The organism is Corynebacterium sp. Marseille-P4321 (assembly GCF_903645305.1).
Lineage (GTDB): Bacteria > Actinomycetota > Actinomycetes > Mycobacteriales > Mycobacteriaceae > Corynebacterium.
On record NZ_CAHJXO010000001.1, the window covers coordinates 876,015 to 890,881 of the forward strand.

Genomic DNA, 14,867 nt, shown 5'->3' on the forward strand with positions numbered 1-14,867 from the left:
CCCGAATGACATCAATCGCAGACACCATCGCGAACGAACTGTCCATTCGGGTCTCCCAGGTCGAGGCGGCGCTGAAGCTGCTGGCCGAGGGCAATACCGTGCCGTTTATCTCCCGCTACCGCAAGGAAGCCACCGGGGGCTTGGATGATGCGCAGTTGCGCCACATCGCGGAGCGCAACCAGTACCTCACCGAGCTCGCGGAGCGCAAAGAAGCGGTGTTGGAGGCCATCGAGGAGCAGGGCAAACTCACCGACGAGCTGCGCGCCGCCATCGCGGAGGCCGACACGAAGGCACGCGTGGAGGACCTCTACCTGCCGTACAAGAAGCGCCGCAAGACGAAGGCAGACATCGCGCGCGAGGCAGGGTTGGAGGAGTTGGAGCAAAAGCTTATCGACGATCCCGCGGCCGATCCCGAGACCCTCGCCGCCGACCACCTGTCCGAGGGCTTCCCGGACACAAAGGCGGCGCTCGACGGCGCACGCGCGATTCTGGTGGACCGCTTCGCTACAGACGCGGACCTGGTGGGCGAGGTGCGCGACCGCGTTTTCGAGCAGGGCACCATGCGCGCGTCCGTCGTGGAAGGCAAGGAGACCGAGGGCGCGAAGTTCTCAGACTACTTCGAGTTCTCCGAGCCGTTTGCGAAGCTACCCAGCCACCGCATCCTCGCGCTTCTACGCGGCGAGGCCGAGGGCGTGCTCACCCTCGACATGGACCCGGGGGACGAGGCTGTCTACGAGGGAATGATTTCCCGCGCCTTCGACTTGCCGAAGAGCGAGTGGATAAACAAGGCCGTGCGCTGGGGGTGGCGCACCAAACTGCAGGTCTCCGCGAACCTTGATACCCGCATGAGGCTAAAAGACGTCGCGGAAGCCGGTGCGCTCGAGGTGTTCAAGACGAACCTGCGCGACGTGCTGCTCGCCGCGCCGGCCGGTCAGCGCGCCACGCTCGCGTTGGACCCGGGGTACCGCAACGGCGTGAAGTGCGCCGTGGTGGACGGCACCGGCAAGGTGCTGGCCACCACCATCGTCTACCCGCACCAGCCGCAGAACCGCTGGGACGCGGCGCGCAACGAACTCGCGGGGCTTTCCGCCGAGCACGGTGTGGAACTTATCGCGGTGGGCAACGGCACGGCCTCGCGCGAAAGCGAGAAGCTGGCCGGCGAGGTAGCGGACATGATCGCCCAGGCAGGCGGTAAGCGGCCGACTCCGGTGGTGGTAAGTGAATCTGGCGCGTCGGTGTATTCCGCAAGCGAGATCGCGGCGCAGGAGTTCCCGGACATGGATGTCTCGCTGCGCTCCGCGGTATCCATCGCCCGCCGCCTGCAGGACCCGCTGGCGGAGCTGGTGAAGGTGGACCCGAAGTCCATCGGCGTCGGCCAGTACCAGCACGACGTGAACCAGACGGCGCTCGCGCACACGCTGGACGCCGTGGTGGAGGACGCGGTGAACTCCGTGGGTGTGGACGTGAACACCGCCTCGGCGCCGTTGCTCGAGCGCGTGGCCGGTTTGAGCTCCACGGTGGCGAAGAACATCGTGGCCTACCGCGATGAAAACGGCAGCTTTGCCAACCGCAAGGAGCTGGGCAAGGTGCCGCGCCTGGGACCGAAGGCCTTCGAGCAGGCCGCCGGCTTCTTGCGTATCCAGGGCGGGGAGAACCCGCTGGACGCCTCCGCGGTGCACCCGGAGGCATACCCGGTGGTGCAGCGCGTGGCTCACACAACCGGTCTTTCCACTGACCAACTCATCGGCAACACCGCGGTGCTTACCAAGCTCAAGCCCGCGGACTTCGCCGACGAGCAGTTCGGCGTGCCCACCGTGACCGACATCCTGGCGGAGCTGGACAAGCCGGGCCGCGACCCGCGCCCGGAGTTCAAAACCGCCGCGTTCAAAGAGGGCGTCAACGAGGTCAAGGACCTCAAACCGGGCATGATCCTGGAGGGCACCGTGACCAACGTGGCGGCGTTCGGCGCGTTCGTGGATGTCGGCGTGCACCAGGACGGGCTCGTGCACATCTCCGCGATGAGCCACAAGTTCGTCTCCGACCCGCACGATGTGGTGCGCTCCGGCGAGGTGGTGAAGGTCAAGGTGACAGACGTCGACGTGGCGCGCAACCGCATCGGGTTGAGCTTGCGGCTTGACGACGAGCCGGGGGCGAAACACCAGACACAGCAGCAGAAGCGTTCCCCTGGTCAGGGTCAGGGGAATGGCCAGGGGAATGGCCGGGGGAAGGGCAGGCGAAAGGGCAAGGGCGGGGCACCGTCAGGACGTCATGAAGCAACCGGCTCCATGGCGGACGCGCTCAAGCGAGCCGGATTTGGGAACTGACCGGCCGATATGTAGAATCTCCAAGGTTGTTGTACACGACACGAACCGGCCGAGCGCCCGAGCAAGGGAAGTGCCGCCAGGGTCCTCTGTCCGTAAACGTAAAGGATTGCTGCTATGAGCAACGGCAAGATTGATCTGGTTGACGCAGGCCAGCTGCGCGACGACATCCCCGAGTTCCGCCCCGGTGACACCCTTGACGTGCACGTCAAGGTTATCGAGGGTTCTGTGACCCGTACCCAGGTGTTCACTGGCTTTGTGGTGCGCCGCCAGGGCTCCGGCATCCGTGAGACCTTCACGGTGCGCAAGATCTCCTTCGGCATCGGCGTGGAGCGCACCTTCCCGGTGCACTCCCCGAACATTGAGAAGATCGAGGTTGTGCGTCGCGGTAAGGTTCGCCGCGCGAAGCTGTACTACATGCGCGACCTGCGCGGCAAGGCTGCCCGCATCAAGGAGCGTCGCTAGTAGCTGGCTGCCCCGTGCAGCCCACAGGCGTAAAGCCCGGCACTGAGAGTTTGTTCTCGGCGCCGGGCTTTTTCGTGTTTAGCGGTAGCGGTTCTGGTCGAACTGGCCGACCGGCTTGGTAAAGATTCGAAATGCGGGAAGAAGATCGTTCGCCGTTATTCGGTGTCGGTCCGCGGTGCTAACGTATGGCGGGTGACGAACGTGAACGGGCCTAACGGCCGCCCCACCCAGCCGCACAACCCGTACGCCGAGGCGCGTACGGAGCCGAACTACCACGTAGTGGACGCACCTGCGCGTGGCGCGGACACGCGCGGCTCCACCCGTGCGCCTGGCGGGGAGGGCGAAGAGGCCAAGGAGATGCCCTGGTACATCGAGATCCCCATGGTCGTGGTGCTCACGCTGCTCATCATGTTCGTGATCCAGACGTTTATCGGGCGTCTGTATGTCATCCCCTCGGCCTCCATGGAGCCCACGCTGCACGGCGAGAACGGATCGGGCGACCGCATTTTTGTGGAGAAGGTCAGCTACTACTTCTCCGACCCGGAGCCGGGCGACGTGGTCGTCTTCGCGGGTACTGACTCGTGGAACGCTGGCTTTGATTCGAACCGTTCTCAAAACCCCGCGGTGCGCGGCTTGCAGGAGGTCGGCTCCTGGGTGGGCTTGGTGCCGAAGGACGAGAACACCTTGGTCAAGCGCATCATTGCGAAGGGCGGGCAGACGGTGTCGTGTCAGGCGGGCGACCCGGCGGTGATGGTGGACGGTAAACCCATCGACCAGTCCTATATTCTCCAGCCGAACTTCTACCCGGTGGACCCGGAGACTGGTTCGGACGCGTGCGGCGGGCCGTACTTCGGGCCGGTTGAAGTGCCGGAAGGGCACTACTTCATGATGGGCGACAACCGCACCAACTCGCTTGACTCGCGCTACCACATGGGCGATGAGCTGCAGGGCACGATTCCAAAGGAGAACCTGCGCGGCAAGGTGCAGGCGATCGTCTTCCCGCTCAACCGCATGGGCGGCGTGAACAACCCGGATATCCTGCAGTAACGTGGTGCGCCGCCTGAAGCAGCTGCGCACGTACGAGGTTGCGCTGGCCAAGGCGGGCCTCGGGCCGGTCGCCGGGGTGGACGAAGCGGGCCGCGGCGCCTGCTTCGGCCCTATCACTATCGCCGCGTGCGTGTTGCCGCTGCGACCCATCCCTGCGCTGGACGGGCTTACGGATTCGAAGAAGCTCACCGCGGCGAAGCGGAGCTTGCTTTTCGACGCCATCCGGTTACACGCCGAGTCCTTCCACATCGTGCATATCTCCGCGGGCGAGATCGATCGGCGCGGTATTCAAGCCGCCAACCTTGACGGGGCGCGCCGCGCGGTCGCGGGCCTCGATGTCTTACCTGGCTACGTGCTGATGGACGGCTTCCGCGTACCCGGGCTTGCCTGCCCGCAGCTACCGGTGGTGGGCGGCGATTACACGGCGCGCTGTATCGCCGCGGCTTCTGTGCTGGCGAAGGTGAGCCGCGACCGGCTTGTCAGCGAGATGGCCACGCAGTTCCCGCAGTACGGGCTGGAGGGGCACAAGGGCTATTCCACAGCGGCGCACATGGATGCGGTGCGCCGCCACGGTGCGAGCGCGGAGCACCGTTATAGTTATGCAAACGTCCGGCAAGCCAACGAGGTTTTTGTAAGGGGTCATGCATGAGCGCCGAGGATCTTGATAACTACGAGGCCGAGGTTGAACTCTCCCTCTACCGCGAGTACCGCGACGTGGCCAGCCAGTTTTCCTATGTGGTGGAGACGGACCGCCGTTTCTATCTAGCGAACGCCGTGAAGCTGATCCCGCACACCGAGGGCCGCGATGTGTATTACGAGGTGCTCATGTCTGACGCGTGGGTGTGGGATATGTACCGCGCGGTGCGCTTCGTACGCTACGTGCGCGTGATCACGTACAAGGACGTCAACATTGAGGAGCTGGACAAGCCGGAGCTGACGTTCCCGGACTAAACCTTCGCAACAAAAGTAAATTTTTCGCCGCCTTGGGGAACCGGGGCGGCGTTTTTTGCGTCCAAATACCTAAGCAATCTGTGCAAGCAATTTTTTAAGGGGAGGACGCAATGGAAGTGGATTACGCAACGCAGTACGAGCTGGGCCGCGCAGGTGAGCGTGCTGCGGTGAGCTGGTATGAGGAGGAGGGCTACCGCACACTCGGGGTGCGCGAGCGGATGAAGTCGGGCGAGATCGATGCGGTGGTGGAGGACCCTGACGGCACCATCGTGTTCGTCGAGGTGAAGTCGCGCGCGGGTGATGCGTTCGGCGCGGCGGAGGCAGTGACGGAGAAAAAGCTCGCCACGATGCGGCGCTGCGCCGGCCAGTGGTTGGAGAAGTACGAGGTGGCAACGATGCATCCGGTGCGTTTCGACGTGGTGGAGTGTGTCTTCCACGGGGGCGACTACATTTTGCGGCGATTCCCGGGGGTTGAAGATGGCGCTTGCTAGCACGCTTAGCGCAACCGTAGAGGGGGTGAGCGCCCGTGTAGTCACGGTGGAGGCGAACGTGGGCCCGGGCCTGCCCGGCATGCACATGGTGGGGCTTGGCGACGCGGCGGTGAAGGAATCCCGCGAGCGCATCCGCACCGCAATCTCAAACTCGGCGCTGCCCTGGCCGCGCACGAAAATCATGGTCTCACTCTCGCCGGCGCACCTGCCGAAGGCCGGCTCGCACTTCGACCTGCCGATCGCTGCGGCGGTGCTAGGCAGCTTAGATCCGCGTGCGCAGCGCACACTCGCAGCCACGATGCTGCTTGGCGAGTTAGCGCTTGACGGCACACTGCGCAGGGTGGAGGGAGTGTTGCCGATGCTGGTGGCAGCGCTTATCGACGCGACAGGGCGTGCCAAACCCACCACCGTCGTAGTGCCGCGTGCGAACGCCGAGGAAGCGGCACTTATCGGCGGCGGCCGCATTCTTGTGGCCGACACCTTGGCCGAGGTGTGGGCCTGGCTCACTGGTGCGGGAGACCTGGAGACGGTGCAAGGCCCAATCCGACCGGAGCCAGCACGCGCCGTTCCGGATTTCCGTGACGTGGCCGGCATGCGGTTCGAACGTCACGCTCTCGAAGTTGCCGCCGCTGGCGGGCACCACGTGATGATGGTGGGCCCACCCGGCTCCGGAAAGTCCATGCTGGCAGAACGGTTGCCTTCCATCCTGCCGCCGATGGATATCGCGGAGATGGTGGAGGTGACCTCGCTGCATTCGGTGGCTGGGCTCTCGCATGGGCGGGTGGTCTCGCAGCGGCCGTTTATCGCCCCGCACCCCTCGCTGACCAAAGCGGCGTTGATCGGCGGCGGCTCCGGCACACCGATGCCTGGGGTGGTCAGCCAGGCCCACAACGGGGTGCTCTTCCTCGATGAGGTCTCGGAGATCCCCGCCCACGTCCTCGACGCGCTGCGCATACCGCTAGAGAAGCGGCAGGTGCGGCTCATGCGTGGCAAGCGCGAAGTGGTCTACCCGGCGGACACGCAGCTGGTACTCGCGGCGAACCCCTGCGCCTGCGACCGGCGCGACGGGGTGTGCCACTGTACGGGCTCTGCACGGGCGAACTACTTAAGCAACGTATCCGGCCCGCTGCGAGACCGCATCGACGTGCGCCTCAACACCTCAGGCGCCTCGGCGGTGGTTCACCCGTTGGACGCGGAGCCCTCGGCCACAATTGCCCAACGCGTCGCCGCCGCCCGGGAGCGCGCCGCGGACCGGTGGGCGAAAGCTGGAGTAGAGGAGCGGGTCAACGGGCGTGTTCCGGCGACTATGATCCGCCGCGACTTCCCGGCGGAGGAATCCGGCATGGCCTACCTCGCCGGCCTGCTCACCCGCCAACAGCTCACTCAGCGCGGGGTTGACCGTTGCCTGAAGCTCGCGTGGACCCTGGCGGACCTTGGTGGCGCCGAACGCCCCGGCATCGACCACATCGCTATCGCCGTGGACATGCGATCAACTGATGTGAAGGCGGTGGCGTAAATGAGCTCGCTTGAGTCATGGGCCTACCTCAACCGCGTGGTGGAGGGCCCGTCGCAGCACATTCAGGCGCTCCTTCGCGCCGGGCGCACGGCGCAGGAGATTGCGCACGGTGTGCGCACCCGCGCCACCTGGATCGGCGGGCTCGCCGCGCAGACAGAGAATCGCTACACCTGGGACCGTCCCACAGAAGACCTGGAGGCGGCTGCGCAGCAGGGTTTTACACTGCTCACCCCGGAATCTGACGGCTGGCCAACCGATGAGATCGCAGAGGCTTTTGACCGTGGCCGCGCGGTGGCTGCCGCCGAGGGCCGCACCGTGCCCGCCGACGCCGTCGCTCCGCACGGGCTGTGGGTGCGCGGGAACACTGATCTTGCGGCACTGTTGTCGCGTTCCGTGGCGTTCGTGGGTACCCGCGCGGCGAGCACGTACGGCCACCACGCCACCGCGAATCTGGTGAACGGGTTAGCGCAGCACAGGTACACGATTGTGTCCGGCGGGGCGTACGGGGTCGACACGGTTGCGCACCGCACCGCGCTGGACGCGGGCTTGCCCACCGTGGTGGTCGCCGCCGGCGGGCCGGGCAACGTCTACCCGGCAGCGAACCGCGACCTGTTCGAGCAGATCACAGCATCCGGCGGGAGCTGGGTTACCGAGTATCCACCCGGCACAGCCCCTGAGCGCCACCGCTTCCTCACCCGCAACCGCCTGGTGGCGGCGCTCACCCAAGGCACCGTGCTTACTGAGGCCGCGTTCCGCTCCGGCGCGCTCAACACACTGACCTGGGTTAACGCCTTCAACCGTGCTGCGATGGCGGTGCCGGGGCCGATCCTTGGAGCCCAGTCGTTGGGCACGAATCTAGCCATCCGCGACGAACGCGCGCTCATGGTGCTCAACGCCGGCATGATCCACGAGCGCTTAAGCTGCGTCGGCGAGTTCGACGCTGAGGCACAGCTGGAGATGGATTTCGCGGCCGATCCCATCCAGCAGCTCAGCCGGAACGAGCTGCGCATTTACGACGCGCTGCCGCCCGCCGGCCACAAAGGCCGCCAAGCCGAGGACATCGCGTCCGCCTCTGGGCTCACGATCGCGCTGACGGTGCACATTCTCATGGATCTGCAGAAGCGCGCGATGGTGGTGCGCGACGGCCGGTTGTGGTCCCGCACCCAGCAAGGGGAGTGACACAATTCCGCTCACGCCCATCCACCCGCGCCCCGCACCGTGTAACGCAAGGGGCGCGGGTAGACTGCCGTGACATGAGTGAGAACCGGCAGGCCCAGCTACAGGCGGCGGTGGAGGACTTCGCCGAGCACGCCGAGCTGGTGCTTGGCCGCTCGCCGAACACCGTGAAAGGCTACGTCAGCGACCTAGCCACCCTCGAGGGCTACGCCGACACATTTGAAGCGTTCACGCTGGATACCCTGCGGACCTGGCTCGCCGATGCGCTCACGGCTGGCAAGGCCCGCTCCACACTCGCACGTCGCACTGCGGCCGCACGGGCCTTCTCATCCTGGGCGTACAGGCAGGGCTATATTGACGCGGATCACGCGGCCCGCCTGAAAGCCCCGAAGCAGACCCGATCGCTTCCCACGGTCGTGCGCGGGGAGCGCGCTGTCCAGATGGTGGAGGCGGACACTGCGGACGACGCCCACCCGGCAGAGCACCTGCGCGACCGGGCAATGCTCGAGCTGCTCTACGCCACCGGCATGCGTGTTGGCGAGCTCACCGGTTTGGATACCCAGGATGTGGACCTTGCCAAGGGGCTCGCGCGGGTGACCGGTAAGGGCAACAAACAGCGCGTCGTCCCGTTCGGCGACACCGCAGCCGTCGCGGTCAACGAGTGGCTAGAGTTCGGCCGCCACGAGCTCGCCGGCGACACCGCAGCGCTCTTCGTCGGCTCGCGCGGCGGGCGCATCGACCAGCGCCAGGTCCGCCGCGTGGTGGACCGCGCGAGTGCGGGCGCGGGGCTCGAGCACGTCAGCCCCCACACCCTGCGCCACACCGCGGCGACCCACATGCTCGAAGGGGGAGCGGACCTGCGCGTGGTGCAAGAGATGCTCGGTCACACCAGCCTGCAAACCACGCAGATCTACACGCACGTTTCGGCGCAGCGCCTCAAAGCCGTCTACGACCAGTCGCACCCGCGTGCCTAGATCGGCTTGAGCCGGATCACCGGCGTATTGAGCAGCGTGAGCGGATCGATGTAGGTGTCCTTCGCCACCAACGCGCCCCAATGCAGCCCGTCGTGCTCCCGGCCGCGCATCAGCGTGCCAATTACTTGTCCTTCGCGCACGGTATCGCCTTTGCGTATGTTCGCCCTCACGGGCTGATACGTCGTCCTCAACCCGCCCGCGTGCTCGATGGAAACGGTGGGCACGCCGACAACCACTCCGGCAAAAACAACAACTCCATCCGCGGCGGCGCGCACCTTCGCCCCGTGCTCAAGCCCGAGGTCCACTCCACGGTGCCCGGGCAACCAGTTGCGTTCCGGGATGTCCGCGGGGCGGGTCACCCGGCTGGCGTGGTCGAGCCCCGTGGTGGGGTCCACCCAGGCCGCGGCGGGAGCGGCGAACCACGCGGTAAGAAGCAGGGCACAAACTATGTTGATCCAGCGCATGCACGCATTCGAGCACGCCCGACTCCGCGAGTAAAGGGCGGTTCTGCGAATCTGTGGATAACTCGGAGTTATCCACAAAAGACGCAGATGGGATTAGGTTTTCGCCGTGTTTGCGGGTAATGTATCCCCGGCAGTCTTCATAGGCTGACTACGCGCGCCGGGTAATGCCAGCTCAGCGACGGTCCCGTTCACGGGGTGCTGTGGCGGGCACGGTGCCAGGGCGCGGGATAAAAACCCGCGTACGTGAACTTTGCAAGTAACCGAACGATTTCTCTCCGAAGGAGATATTCATGGCAGTTGTAACCATGAGCGAACTCCTCGACGCGGGTGTGCACTTTGGCCACCAGACGCGTCGCTGGAACCCGAAGATGCGTCGCTTCATCTTCACCGACCGCAACGGCATCTACATCATCGACCTGCAGCAGACGCTGACCTACATCGATGAGGCTTTCGAGTTTGTGAAGGAGACCGTCGCGCACGGCGGCACCATCCTGTTCGTGGGCACCAAGAAGCAGGCCCAGGAGCCGATCCAGGAAGAGGCGCAGCGCGTCGGCATGCCGTACGTCACCCACCGTTGGCTGGGCGGCATGCTGACCAACTTCCAGACTGTGTCCAAGCGTATTGGTCGCATGAAGGAGCTGCAGGCAATGGACGCGGCCGAGGACGGCTACGCCGGCCGCGGCAAGAAGGAAATCCTCATGCTCACCCGCGAGCGCGTGAAGCTCGAGCGTGTGCTGGGCGGTATTTCCGAGATGACCAAGGCTCCGTCCGCGCTGTGGATCGTGGACACCAACAAGGAGCACATCGCGGTGTCCGAGGCGCAGAAGCTGCGCATCCCGGTGGTTGCCGTCCTTGACACGAACTGCGACCCGGACCTGGTCGACTTCCCGATCCCGGGCAACGACGACGCGATCGGCGCGGTCAAGCTGCTCACCCATGTTGTGGGCGAGGCTGTCATCGCCGGTAAGCAGCAGCGTGAGGAGCGTCAGCTCGCCGCAGCACGCGACGCCGCTGGCGACAACGACGCGAAGCGTCAGGCTGAGGCATCCGAGGCTGCCGCGCAGGCCGCTGCTTCCGAGGATGTTGATCCGGCTGAGGCTGCTAAGGCTGCCGTCGCTGCTGAGCAGGCTGCGCCGCAGGTGGTTGCTGACGTTGAGCAGCCGGCTGCTGTCCGCGCCGCTGAGCAGGCTGAGGCTGCCCCGGCGAACGAGACCGGCAAGGTCGACGAGGGTATCCAGATCTCCGGCACCGAGTCCGCAACCCAGGCGTAATTCGCTTCGGGCTTGACGGTCTCTATGCCGCACGCGCCCCGCGTCCCGTCCACGTCCGCCGGTTTACCCGGCATGGACGCGGGGGACCGGGGCGCGTTTGCGCTTTCACCGTGGCGCGAGAAGTAGCTGGCGTGGTCTGCCGTCCTTGGCAGTTTCGGCTACTCTTGAAACGGTTTAGAAACTTTTAGCAACACTTTTTTGAGGAGGGTCGCCCAGAATGGCGAACTACACTGCTGCTGACGTGAAGAAGCTCCGCGAGACCACTGGCTCCGGCATGCTCGACTGCAAGAAGGCGCTGGAGGAGACCGGCGGCGATTTCGAGAAGGCCGTTGAGAACCTGCGCATCAAGGGCGCGAAGGACGTGGGCAAGCGCGCTGAGCGCAACGCTCTCGAGGGCCTCGTCGCTGTCTCCGGCAACACCATCGTGGAGATCAACTCCGAGACCGACTTCGTGGCGAAGAACCAGGAGTTCAAGGACATCGCTAACCAGATCGCCGAGGCTGCTGCCAAGGTGAACGCGAACTCCCAGGAGGAGCTCGCGAACGCTGACGTGAACGGCGAGTCCGCTCACGACGTGCTGGAGCGCCTGTCCGCGAAGATCGGTGAGAAGTTGGAGCTGCGCCGCGCCGCTACCGTCGAGGGCGAGAAGGTTGAGGCGTACCTGCACCAGAAGGCTGCAGACCTGCCGCCGGCCGTCGGCGTGCTGGTTGCCTACACCGGCGACAACGCGGAGGCTGCACACCAGGTTGCGCTGCAGATCGCCGCGATGAAGGCACGCTTCCTCAACCGCGAGTCCGTTCCGGCCGACGTCATCGAGAAGGAGCGCGCGGTCCAGGAAGAGATCACCCGCAACGAGGGCAAGCCGGAGGCTGCGATCGAGAAGATCGTCGAGGGCCGCATGGGCGGCTTCTTCAAGGACGTTGTCCTGCTCGACCAGCCGTCTTTGGCTGACTCCAAGAAGACCGTTGCCCAGTTCGCTGAGGAAAACGGCATCACCATTACCGACTTCGTCCGCTACGAGGTCGGCCAGGCGTAACGTTTCAGGCGTAACGTTTCAGGCGTAGCGCGTTAAGCGCCTAGCGCTGGCAAGCCCCGGTGTCACTGAACCGGGGCTTTTTTAAGTGCTCGCTCCGCCGATCTGATCCTTCCCTTTACGCGAAGCTACATGCCCGTGAAGAACCAGGTGCCGCCACGCTGCTCGAACTCCAACGAACCACCCGTAACATCCTCGGCGGCGATCGCGGACTCAGCGCACAGATCGATCTGCGTCCGGTCGATCGCCACTTTGATCGTCGCTCCGTTGGTTTCCTTTACGGCGACCCAGTTGGCGCCCTCGTCGACGTCCTCGTAGCCTTTGAAAGCCTCATGACCGAGCAGGTCGTTCGCAGCCGCGCCGCTGTACGGGCACACAAGCACTACCTTCTCGGCGGCGGGGTAGAGGTCGTCCACCGGCAGCGTCACCGCGTCTTGGCCGGAGGACTTCTCCAGCGCGTCCTGGAGGGCGAGTTGGTGGTTCAAGGTGGCGTCGACAAGCCCGCACCCGGCAAGGCTCAACGTGCACGCGCAAGCGAGGGCGAGCGCAGTGAACCGGCGGTTGTGCTGGGGCATCGGGAACTCCAATCGGTCAGCGTAGGATGTTGATGAGTGTAATCGCACCCGGATATCAAGGAGCTGAAAGAACGTGACCGAAGCGCCAACGCGGCAGGGCTACAAGCGAGTGATGTTGAAGCTGGGTGGTGAGATGTTCGGCGGCGGCAAGGTGGGCATCGACCCGGACGTGGTGGAAAGTGTGGCGAAGCAGATCGCTGAGATCGCGCGCGGCGGCACCGAGGTTGCGGTGGTGATTGGCGGCGGCAACTTCTTCCGCGGTGCCCAGCTGCAGCAGCGTGGCATGGATCGTGCGCGTTCGGACTACATGGGCATGCTCGGCACGGTGATGAACTGCCTGGCGCTGCAGGATTTCCTGCAGCAGGAGGGGGTGGATTGCCGCGTGCAGACCGCGATCAACATGGCGCAGATTGCGGAGCCGTACTTGCCGCTGCGCGCCGCGCGTCACCTGGAGAAGGGGCGCGTGGTCATTTTCGGCGCGGGTATGGGTATGCCGTACTTCTCCACGGACACCACGGCCGCGCAGCGTGCGCTGGAGATCGGCTGCGAGGTGCTGCTCATGGCGAAGGCGGTCGACGGGGTGTACGACTCGGATCCGCGCGAGAACCCGGACGCCAAGCTTTACTCCGAGATTTCCCCGCGCCAGGTCATCGAGCACGGCCTGAAGGTTGCGGATGCCACCGCGTTCAGCCTGTGCATGGACAACAACATGCCGATCCTCGTGTTCAACTTGCTCGAGCAGGGCAACATCGCGCGTGCGGTGGCGGGCGAACAGGTGGGCACGCTCGTCGCGTAGGGAGCTATTGCTTATCGACGAGCTCCGCCACCCCAACCAGTTCCTCCACCGAAACCGTCACTGCGCCGAGGTGCACCGGGCCTAGCGCGATGGCGGGCGTGCGCAGCACGTTGAACAGCGAGCACCAGGGCGACCAATCCGTCTGAGCGTGGAAGCTGTCTTCCGGTGCCATGGCGGGGAAGTGGCCGAGCGCCGGCGGGTCGTAGGCGAGCGTGGGGGAGAGCAGCACGTCCACACCCCACGGGCGAGCGAGCAGACCCGGAAGCTCGCGGGCGTGCGACCTTGCGGCCTCAACCTGTGCCGGGGTCACCTGGAGGGCGCGCTCCACCAGCCAGGCGATGTATGCGCTGTCTCGCGGGTCCACGTTGCGAAACGCGTGCGTGATTGCCGTGGTGAAGTGTGCGTACGTTTCCAGCGAGCCGGGGTAGGGGCGCACCTGCACCACCTCGTGGTGCTGGCTCAACTTCGCCGCGGCGCGTTCGACCGCCGCGCCGCGGGAGTCCTGCAGATCGGGTCGCGCGAATAACCCCTCGGTGAGCACCCCAATCTTCAACCGTCGCATCCCCCGGCTCGGCAACCCCAGCAGCTCGCGTTGGTCCGCCACGCTTCGGGTGAGAAATCCGTGCGCCGCCAGCCGGCTGCTCCCCAGCTTGAGCCCCACCACTTCGCACGCGGCGGCGGGCACGCGAATCGAGCCCCCTGCGTCCGTTCCGTGCGCCGCCCGCACCGTGCCGTCAGCCACGACAACCGCGGCGCCCGCCGACGAACCACCGGGCGTACACCCGGGGTGCGCCGGCGATTCCAACACCGGCACCCCCTCGCGCTCTGCGTAACACGTCGCACCCAGCTCCGACGTCAACGTCTTCGCCGGGACTGTCGCGCCCAGTTCCAGCAGGAGTTGCACGAACGGGTCCGTCTTTTCCGCCACGTACGCGCGTGCTGGGTTTCCGTGGGTGGTGGGCACTCCCGCGATGTCGGTGCCGTCTTTCACCGGGATGCTCCACCCGCTCAGCCTGCCGGTCGGGCCGGTGAGCGGGGGATCGATCACGTGGGTGAACGCGGGGTGCAGCATGGCGCCAGTGTAGGCGTCGGGCGCGCTGGTAAGTTGGTGGGCACGTGAGTTTAAAAGACGAAAGTAGGGATGTACCCATGATTGACGACGTGTTGATGGATGCCGAAGAGCGCATGACCTCCTCCGTGGAGCACACCCGTGAGGAGTTGGTGACCATCCGCACCGGCCGCGCAAACCCCGCGATGTTCAACGGCGTGATGGCGGAGTTTTACGGCGCGCCGACGCCGATTAACCAGATGGCAACCATCTCGGTGCCGGAGCCGCGCATGCTGTTGATCAAGCCGTACGACCAGTCCACGATGCGCGACATCGAGGACGCGATTCGCAACTCCGACCTTGGCGTGAACCCGACCGACGACGGCCAGGTCATCCGCGTGACCATCCCGCAGCTGACGGAGGAGCGCCGCAAGGAGCTGGTGAAGCAGGCGAAGCAGAAGGGCGAGGAAGGCAAGGTGGCCATCCGTAACGTGCGCCGCCAGGGCATGGATTCGCTGAAGAAGATCCAGAAGGACGGCGACGCGGGCGAGGACGAAGTCCAGGCCGCCGAGAAGGAGCTGGATAAGACCACGCAGACCTACGTCTCGCAGATCGATGAGCTGGTGCAGCGCAAGGAGTCGGAGCTGCTGGAGGTCTAGGTGTCTCCCACCCAAACGGGCGCAAATACTGCCGGGGATGAGCGCGCGCATCCCAGCCGCTGGCCGTCGCGCGCGCCGAA

16 protein-coding genes are annotated in these 14,867 nt (G+C 65.5%); 13 read left to right on the forward strand and 3 right to left on the reverse strand.

Annotation, left to right across the window (positions count from 1 at the left end):
- The first annotated feature begins 5 nt into the window (after window positions 1–5).
- The 9 genes from HWX32_RS03900 (at window position 6) to HWX32_RS03940 (ending at window position 8,941) form a co-directional block, all read left to right on the forward strand.
- Complete coding sequence (locus HWX32_RS03900) at window positions 6–2,324, forward strand: Tex family protein (protein WP_175934784.1); 2,319 nt, start codon at window positions 6–8, stop codon at window positions 2,322–2,324.
- A gap of 114 nt (window positions 2,325–2,438) precedes the next feature.
- The gene (gene rplS, locus HWX32_RS03905; protein WP_075468977.1) at window positions 2,439–2,786 is read left to right on the forward strand and encodes a 50S ribosomal protein L19; all 348 of its coding nucleotides are present in this window, start codon (window positions 2,439–2,441) and stop codon (window positions 2,784–2,786) included.
- Window positions 2,787–3,143: 357 nt separating this feature from the next.
- Window positions 3,144–3,833, forward strand: coding sequence for a signal peptidase I (lepB, locus tag HWX32_RS03910; protein WP_175935025.1), 690 nt, complete (start codon window positions 3,144–3,146; stop codon window positions 3,831–3,833).
- Between the two features lie 4 nt (window positions 3,834–3,837).
- Window positions 3,838–4,482, forward strand: coding sequence for a ribonuclease HII (locus HWX32_RS03915; protein WP_075468994.1), 645 nt, complete (start codon window positions 3,838–3,840; stop codon window positions 4,480–4,482).
- Window positions 4,479–4,784 carry a DUF2469 domain-containing protein gene (locus tag HWX32_RS03920; protein WP_075468975.1) on the forward strand — a complete coding sequence of 102 codons (306 nt, stop codon included), beginning with the start codon at window positions 4,479–4,481 and terminating at the stop codon, window positions 4,782–4,784. Before HWX32_RS03915 ends, HWX32_RS03920 begins: the two co-directional genes overlap by 4 nt.
- A gap of 110 nt (window positions 4,785–4,894) precedes the next feature.
- Window positions 4,895–5,275 (forward strand): YraN family protein, encoded by a 381-nt coding sequence (locus HWX32_RS03925; RefSeq protein WP_175934785.1) that lies wholly within the window; start codon window positions 4,895–4,897, stop codon window positions 5,273–5,275.
- Window positions 5,262–6,791, forward strand: a complete 1,530-nt coding sequence (locus HWX32_RS03930) for a YifB family Mg chelatase-like AAA ATPase (protein ID WP_175934786.1) — start codon at window positions 5,262–5,264, stop codon at window positions 6,789–6,791. Before HWX32_RS03925 ends, HWX32_RS03930 begins: the two co-directional genes overlap by 14 nt.
- The gene (locus tag HWX32_RS03935) at window positions 6,792–7,970 is read left to right on the forward strand and encodes a DNA-processing protein DprA (RefSeq protein WP_175934787.1); all 1,179 of its coding nucleotides are present in this window, start codon (window positions 6,792–6,794) and stop codon (window positions 7,968–7,970) included. It abuts the gene before it with no gap.
- Window positions 7,971–8,044: 74 nt separating this feature from the next.
- On the forward strand, window positions 8,045–8,941 hold the full coding sequence (locus HWX32_RS03940) for a tyrosine recombinase XerC (protein WP_175934788.1): 897 nt from the start codon (window positions 8,045–8,047) through the stop codon (window positions 8,939–8,941).
- Here the strand turns inward: HWX32_RS03940 and HWX32_RS03945 are convergent.
- Entirely contained in the window at window positions 8,938–9,405 is a 468-nt protein-coding gene (locus HWX32_RS03945; protein WP_175934789.1) for a M23 family metallopeptidase, read from the reverse strand. The genes HWX32_RS03940 and HWX32_RS03945 overlap by 4 nt on opposite strands.
- A gap of 290 nt (window positions 9,406–9,695) precedes the next feature.
- Between HWX32_RS03945 and rpsB the strand changes: the two genes are divergently transcribed.
- Both rpsB and tsf read left to right on the forward strand, forming a co-directional pair.
- On the forward strand, window positions 9,696–10,676 hold the full coding sequence (gene rpsB, locus HWX32_RS03950; RefSeq protein WP_175934790.1) for a 30S ribosomal protein S2: 981 nt from the start codon (window positions 9,696–9,698) through the stop codon (window positions 10,674–10,676).
- Between the two features lie 217 nt (window positions 10,677–10,893).
- On the forward strand, window positions 10,894–11,712 hold the full coding sequence (gene tsf / locus HWX32_RS03955; RefSeq protein ID WP_175934791.1) for a translation elongation factor Ts: 819 nt from the start codon (window positions 10,894–10,896) through the stop codon (window positions 11,710–11,712).
- 125 nt (window positions 11,713–11,837) lie between these two features.
- On the opposite strand, the gene HWX32_RS03960 is transcribed toward tsf, so the two are convergent.
- Window positions 11,838–12,284: a hypothetical protein gene (locus HWX32_RS03960; protein WP_131820140.1), complete on the reverse strand. Its 447-nt coding sequence runs from the start codon at window positions 12,282–12,284 to the stop codon at window positions 11,838–11,840.
- 112 nt (window positions 12,285–12,396) lie between these two features.
- On the opposite strand from HWX32_RS03960, the gene pyrH reads away from it, so the two are divergent.
- Window positions 12,397–13,080 carry a UMP kinase gene (pyrH, locus tag HWX32_RS03965; RefSeq protein WP_217702886.1) on the forward strand — a complete coding sequence of 228 codons (684 nt, stop codon included), beginning with the start codon at window positions 12,397–12,399 and terminating at the stop codon, window positions 13,078–13,080.
- Window positions 13,081–13,084: 4 nt separating this feature from the next.
- Here the strand turns inward: pyrH and HWX32_RS03970 are convergent, their stop codons facing one another.
- Complete coding sequence (locus HWX32_RS03970; RefSeq protein WP_254868252.1) at window positions 13,085–14,152, reverse strand: amidase; 1,068 nt, start codon at window positions 14,150–14,152, stop codon at window positions 13,085–13,087.
- Window positions 14,153–14,229: 77 nt separating this feature from the next.
- On the opposite strand from HWX32_RS03970, the gene frr reads away from it, so the two are divergent.
- Complete coding sequence (gene frr / locus HWX32_RS03975; protein ID WP_175934793.1) at window positions 14,230–14,787, forward strand: ribosome recycling factor; 558 nt, start codon at window positions 14,230–14,232, stop codon at window positions 14,785–14,787.
- Window positions 14,788–14,867 lie beyond the last annotated feature (80 nt).

Bases quoted from the DNA above. Each gene is read 5' to 3' on its own strand.
- HWX32_RS03935 (WP_175934787.1), top strand. From the start codon at position 6,792: ATGAGCTCGCTTGAGTCATGGGCCTACCTCAACCGCGTGGTGGAGGGC.
- frr (WP_175934793.1), top strand. From the start codon at position 14,230: ATGATTGACGACGTGTTGATGGATGCCGAAGAGCGCATGACCTCCTCC.
- HWX32_RS03925 (WP_175934785.1), top strand. From the start codon at position 4,895: ATGGAAGTGGATTACGCAACGCAGTACGAGCTGGGCCGCGCAGGTGAG.
- rplS (WP_075468977.1), top strand. From the start codon at position 2,439: ATGAGCAACGGCAAGATTGATCTGGTTGACGCAGGCCAGCTGCGCGAC.
- lepB (WP_175935025.1), top strand. From the start codon at position 3,144: ATGCCCTGGTACATCGAGATCCCCATGGTCGTGGTGCTCACGCTGCTC.
- HWX32_RS03900 (WP_175934784.1), top strand. From the start codon at position 6: ATGACATCAATCGCAGACACCATCGCGAACGAACTGTCCATTCGGGTC.
- tsf (WP_175934791.1), top strand. From the start codon at position 10,894: ATGGCGAACTACACTGCTGCTGACGTGAAGAAGCTCCGCGAGACCACT.
- HWX32_RS03960 (WP_131820140.1), bottom strand. From the start codon at position 12,284: ATGCCCCAGCACAACCGCCGGTTCACTGCGCTCGCCCTCGCTTGCGCG.
- pyrH (WP_217702886.1), top strand. From the start codon at position 12,397: ATGTTGAAGCTGGGTGGTGAGATGTTCGGCGGCGGCAAGGTGGGCATC.
- HWX32_RS03970 (WP_254868252.1), bottom strand. From the start codon at position 14,152: ATGCTGCACCCCGCGTTCACCCACGTGATCGATCCCCCGCTCACCGGC.
- HWX32_RS03940 (WP_175934788.1), top strand. From the start codon at position 8,045: ATGAGTGAGAACCGGCAGGCCCAGCTACAGGCGGCGGTGGAGGACTTC.
- HWX32_RS03930 (WP_175934786.1), top strand. From the start codon at position 5,262: ATGGCGCTTGCTAGCACGCTTAGCGCAACCGTAGAGGGGGTGAGCGCC.
- HWX32_RS03920 (WP_075468975.1), top strand. From the start codon at position 4,479: ATGAGCGCCGAGGATCTTGATAACTACGAGGCCGAGGTTGAACTCTCC.
- HWX32_RS03945 (WP_175934789.1), bottom strand. From the start codon at position 9,405: ATGCGCTGGATCAACATAGTTTGTGCCCTGCTTCTTACCGCGTGGTTC.
- rpsB (WP_175934790.1), top strand. From the start codon at position 9,696: ATGGCAGTTGTAACCATGAGCGAACTCCTCGACGCGGGTGTGCACTTT.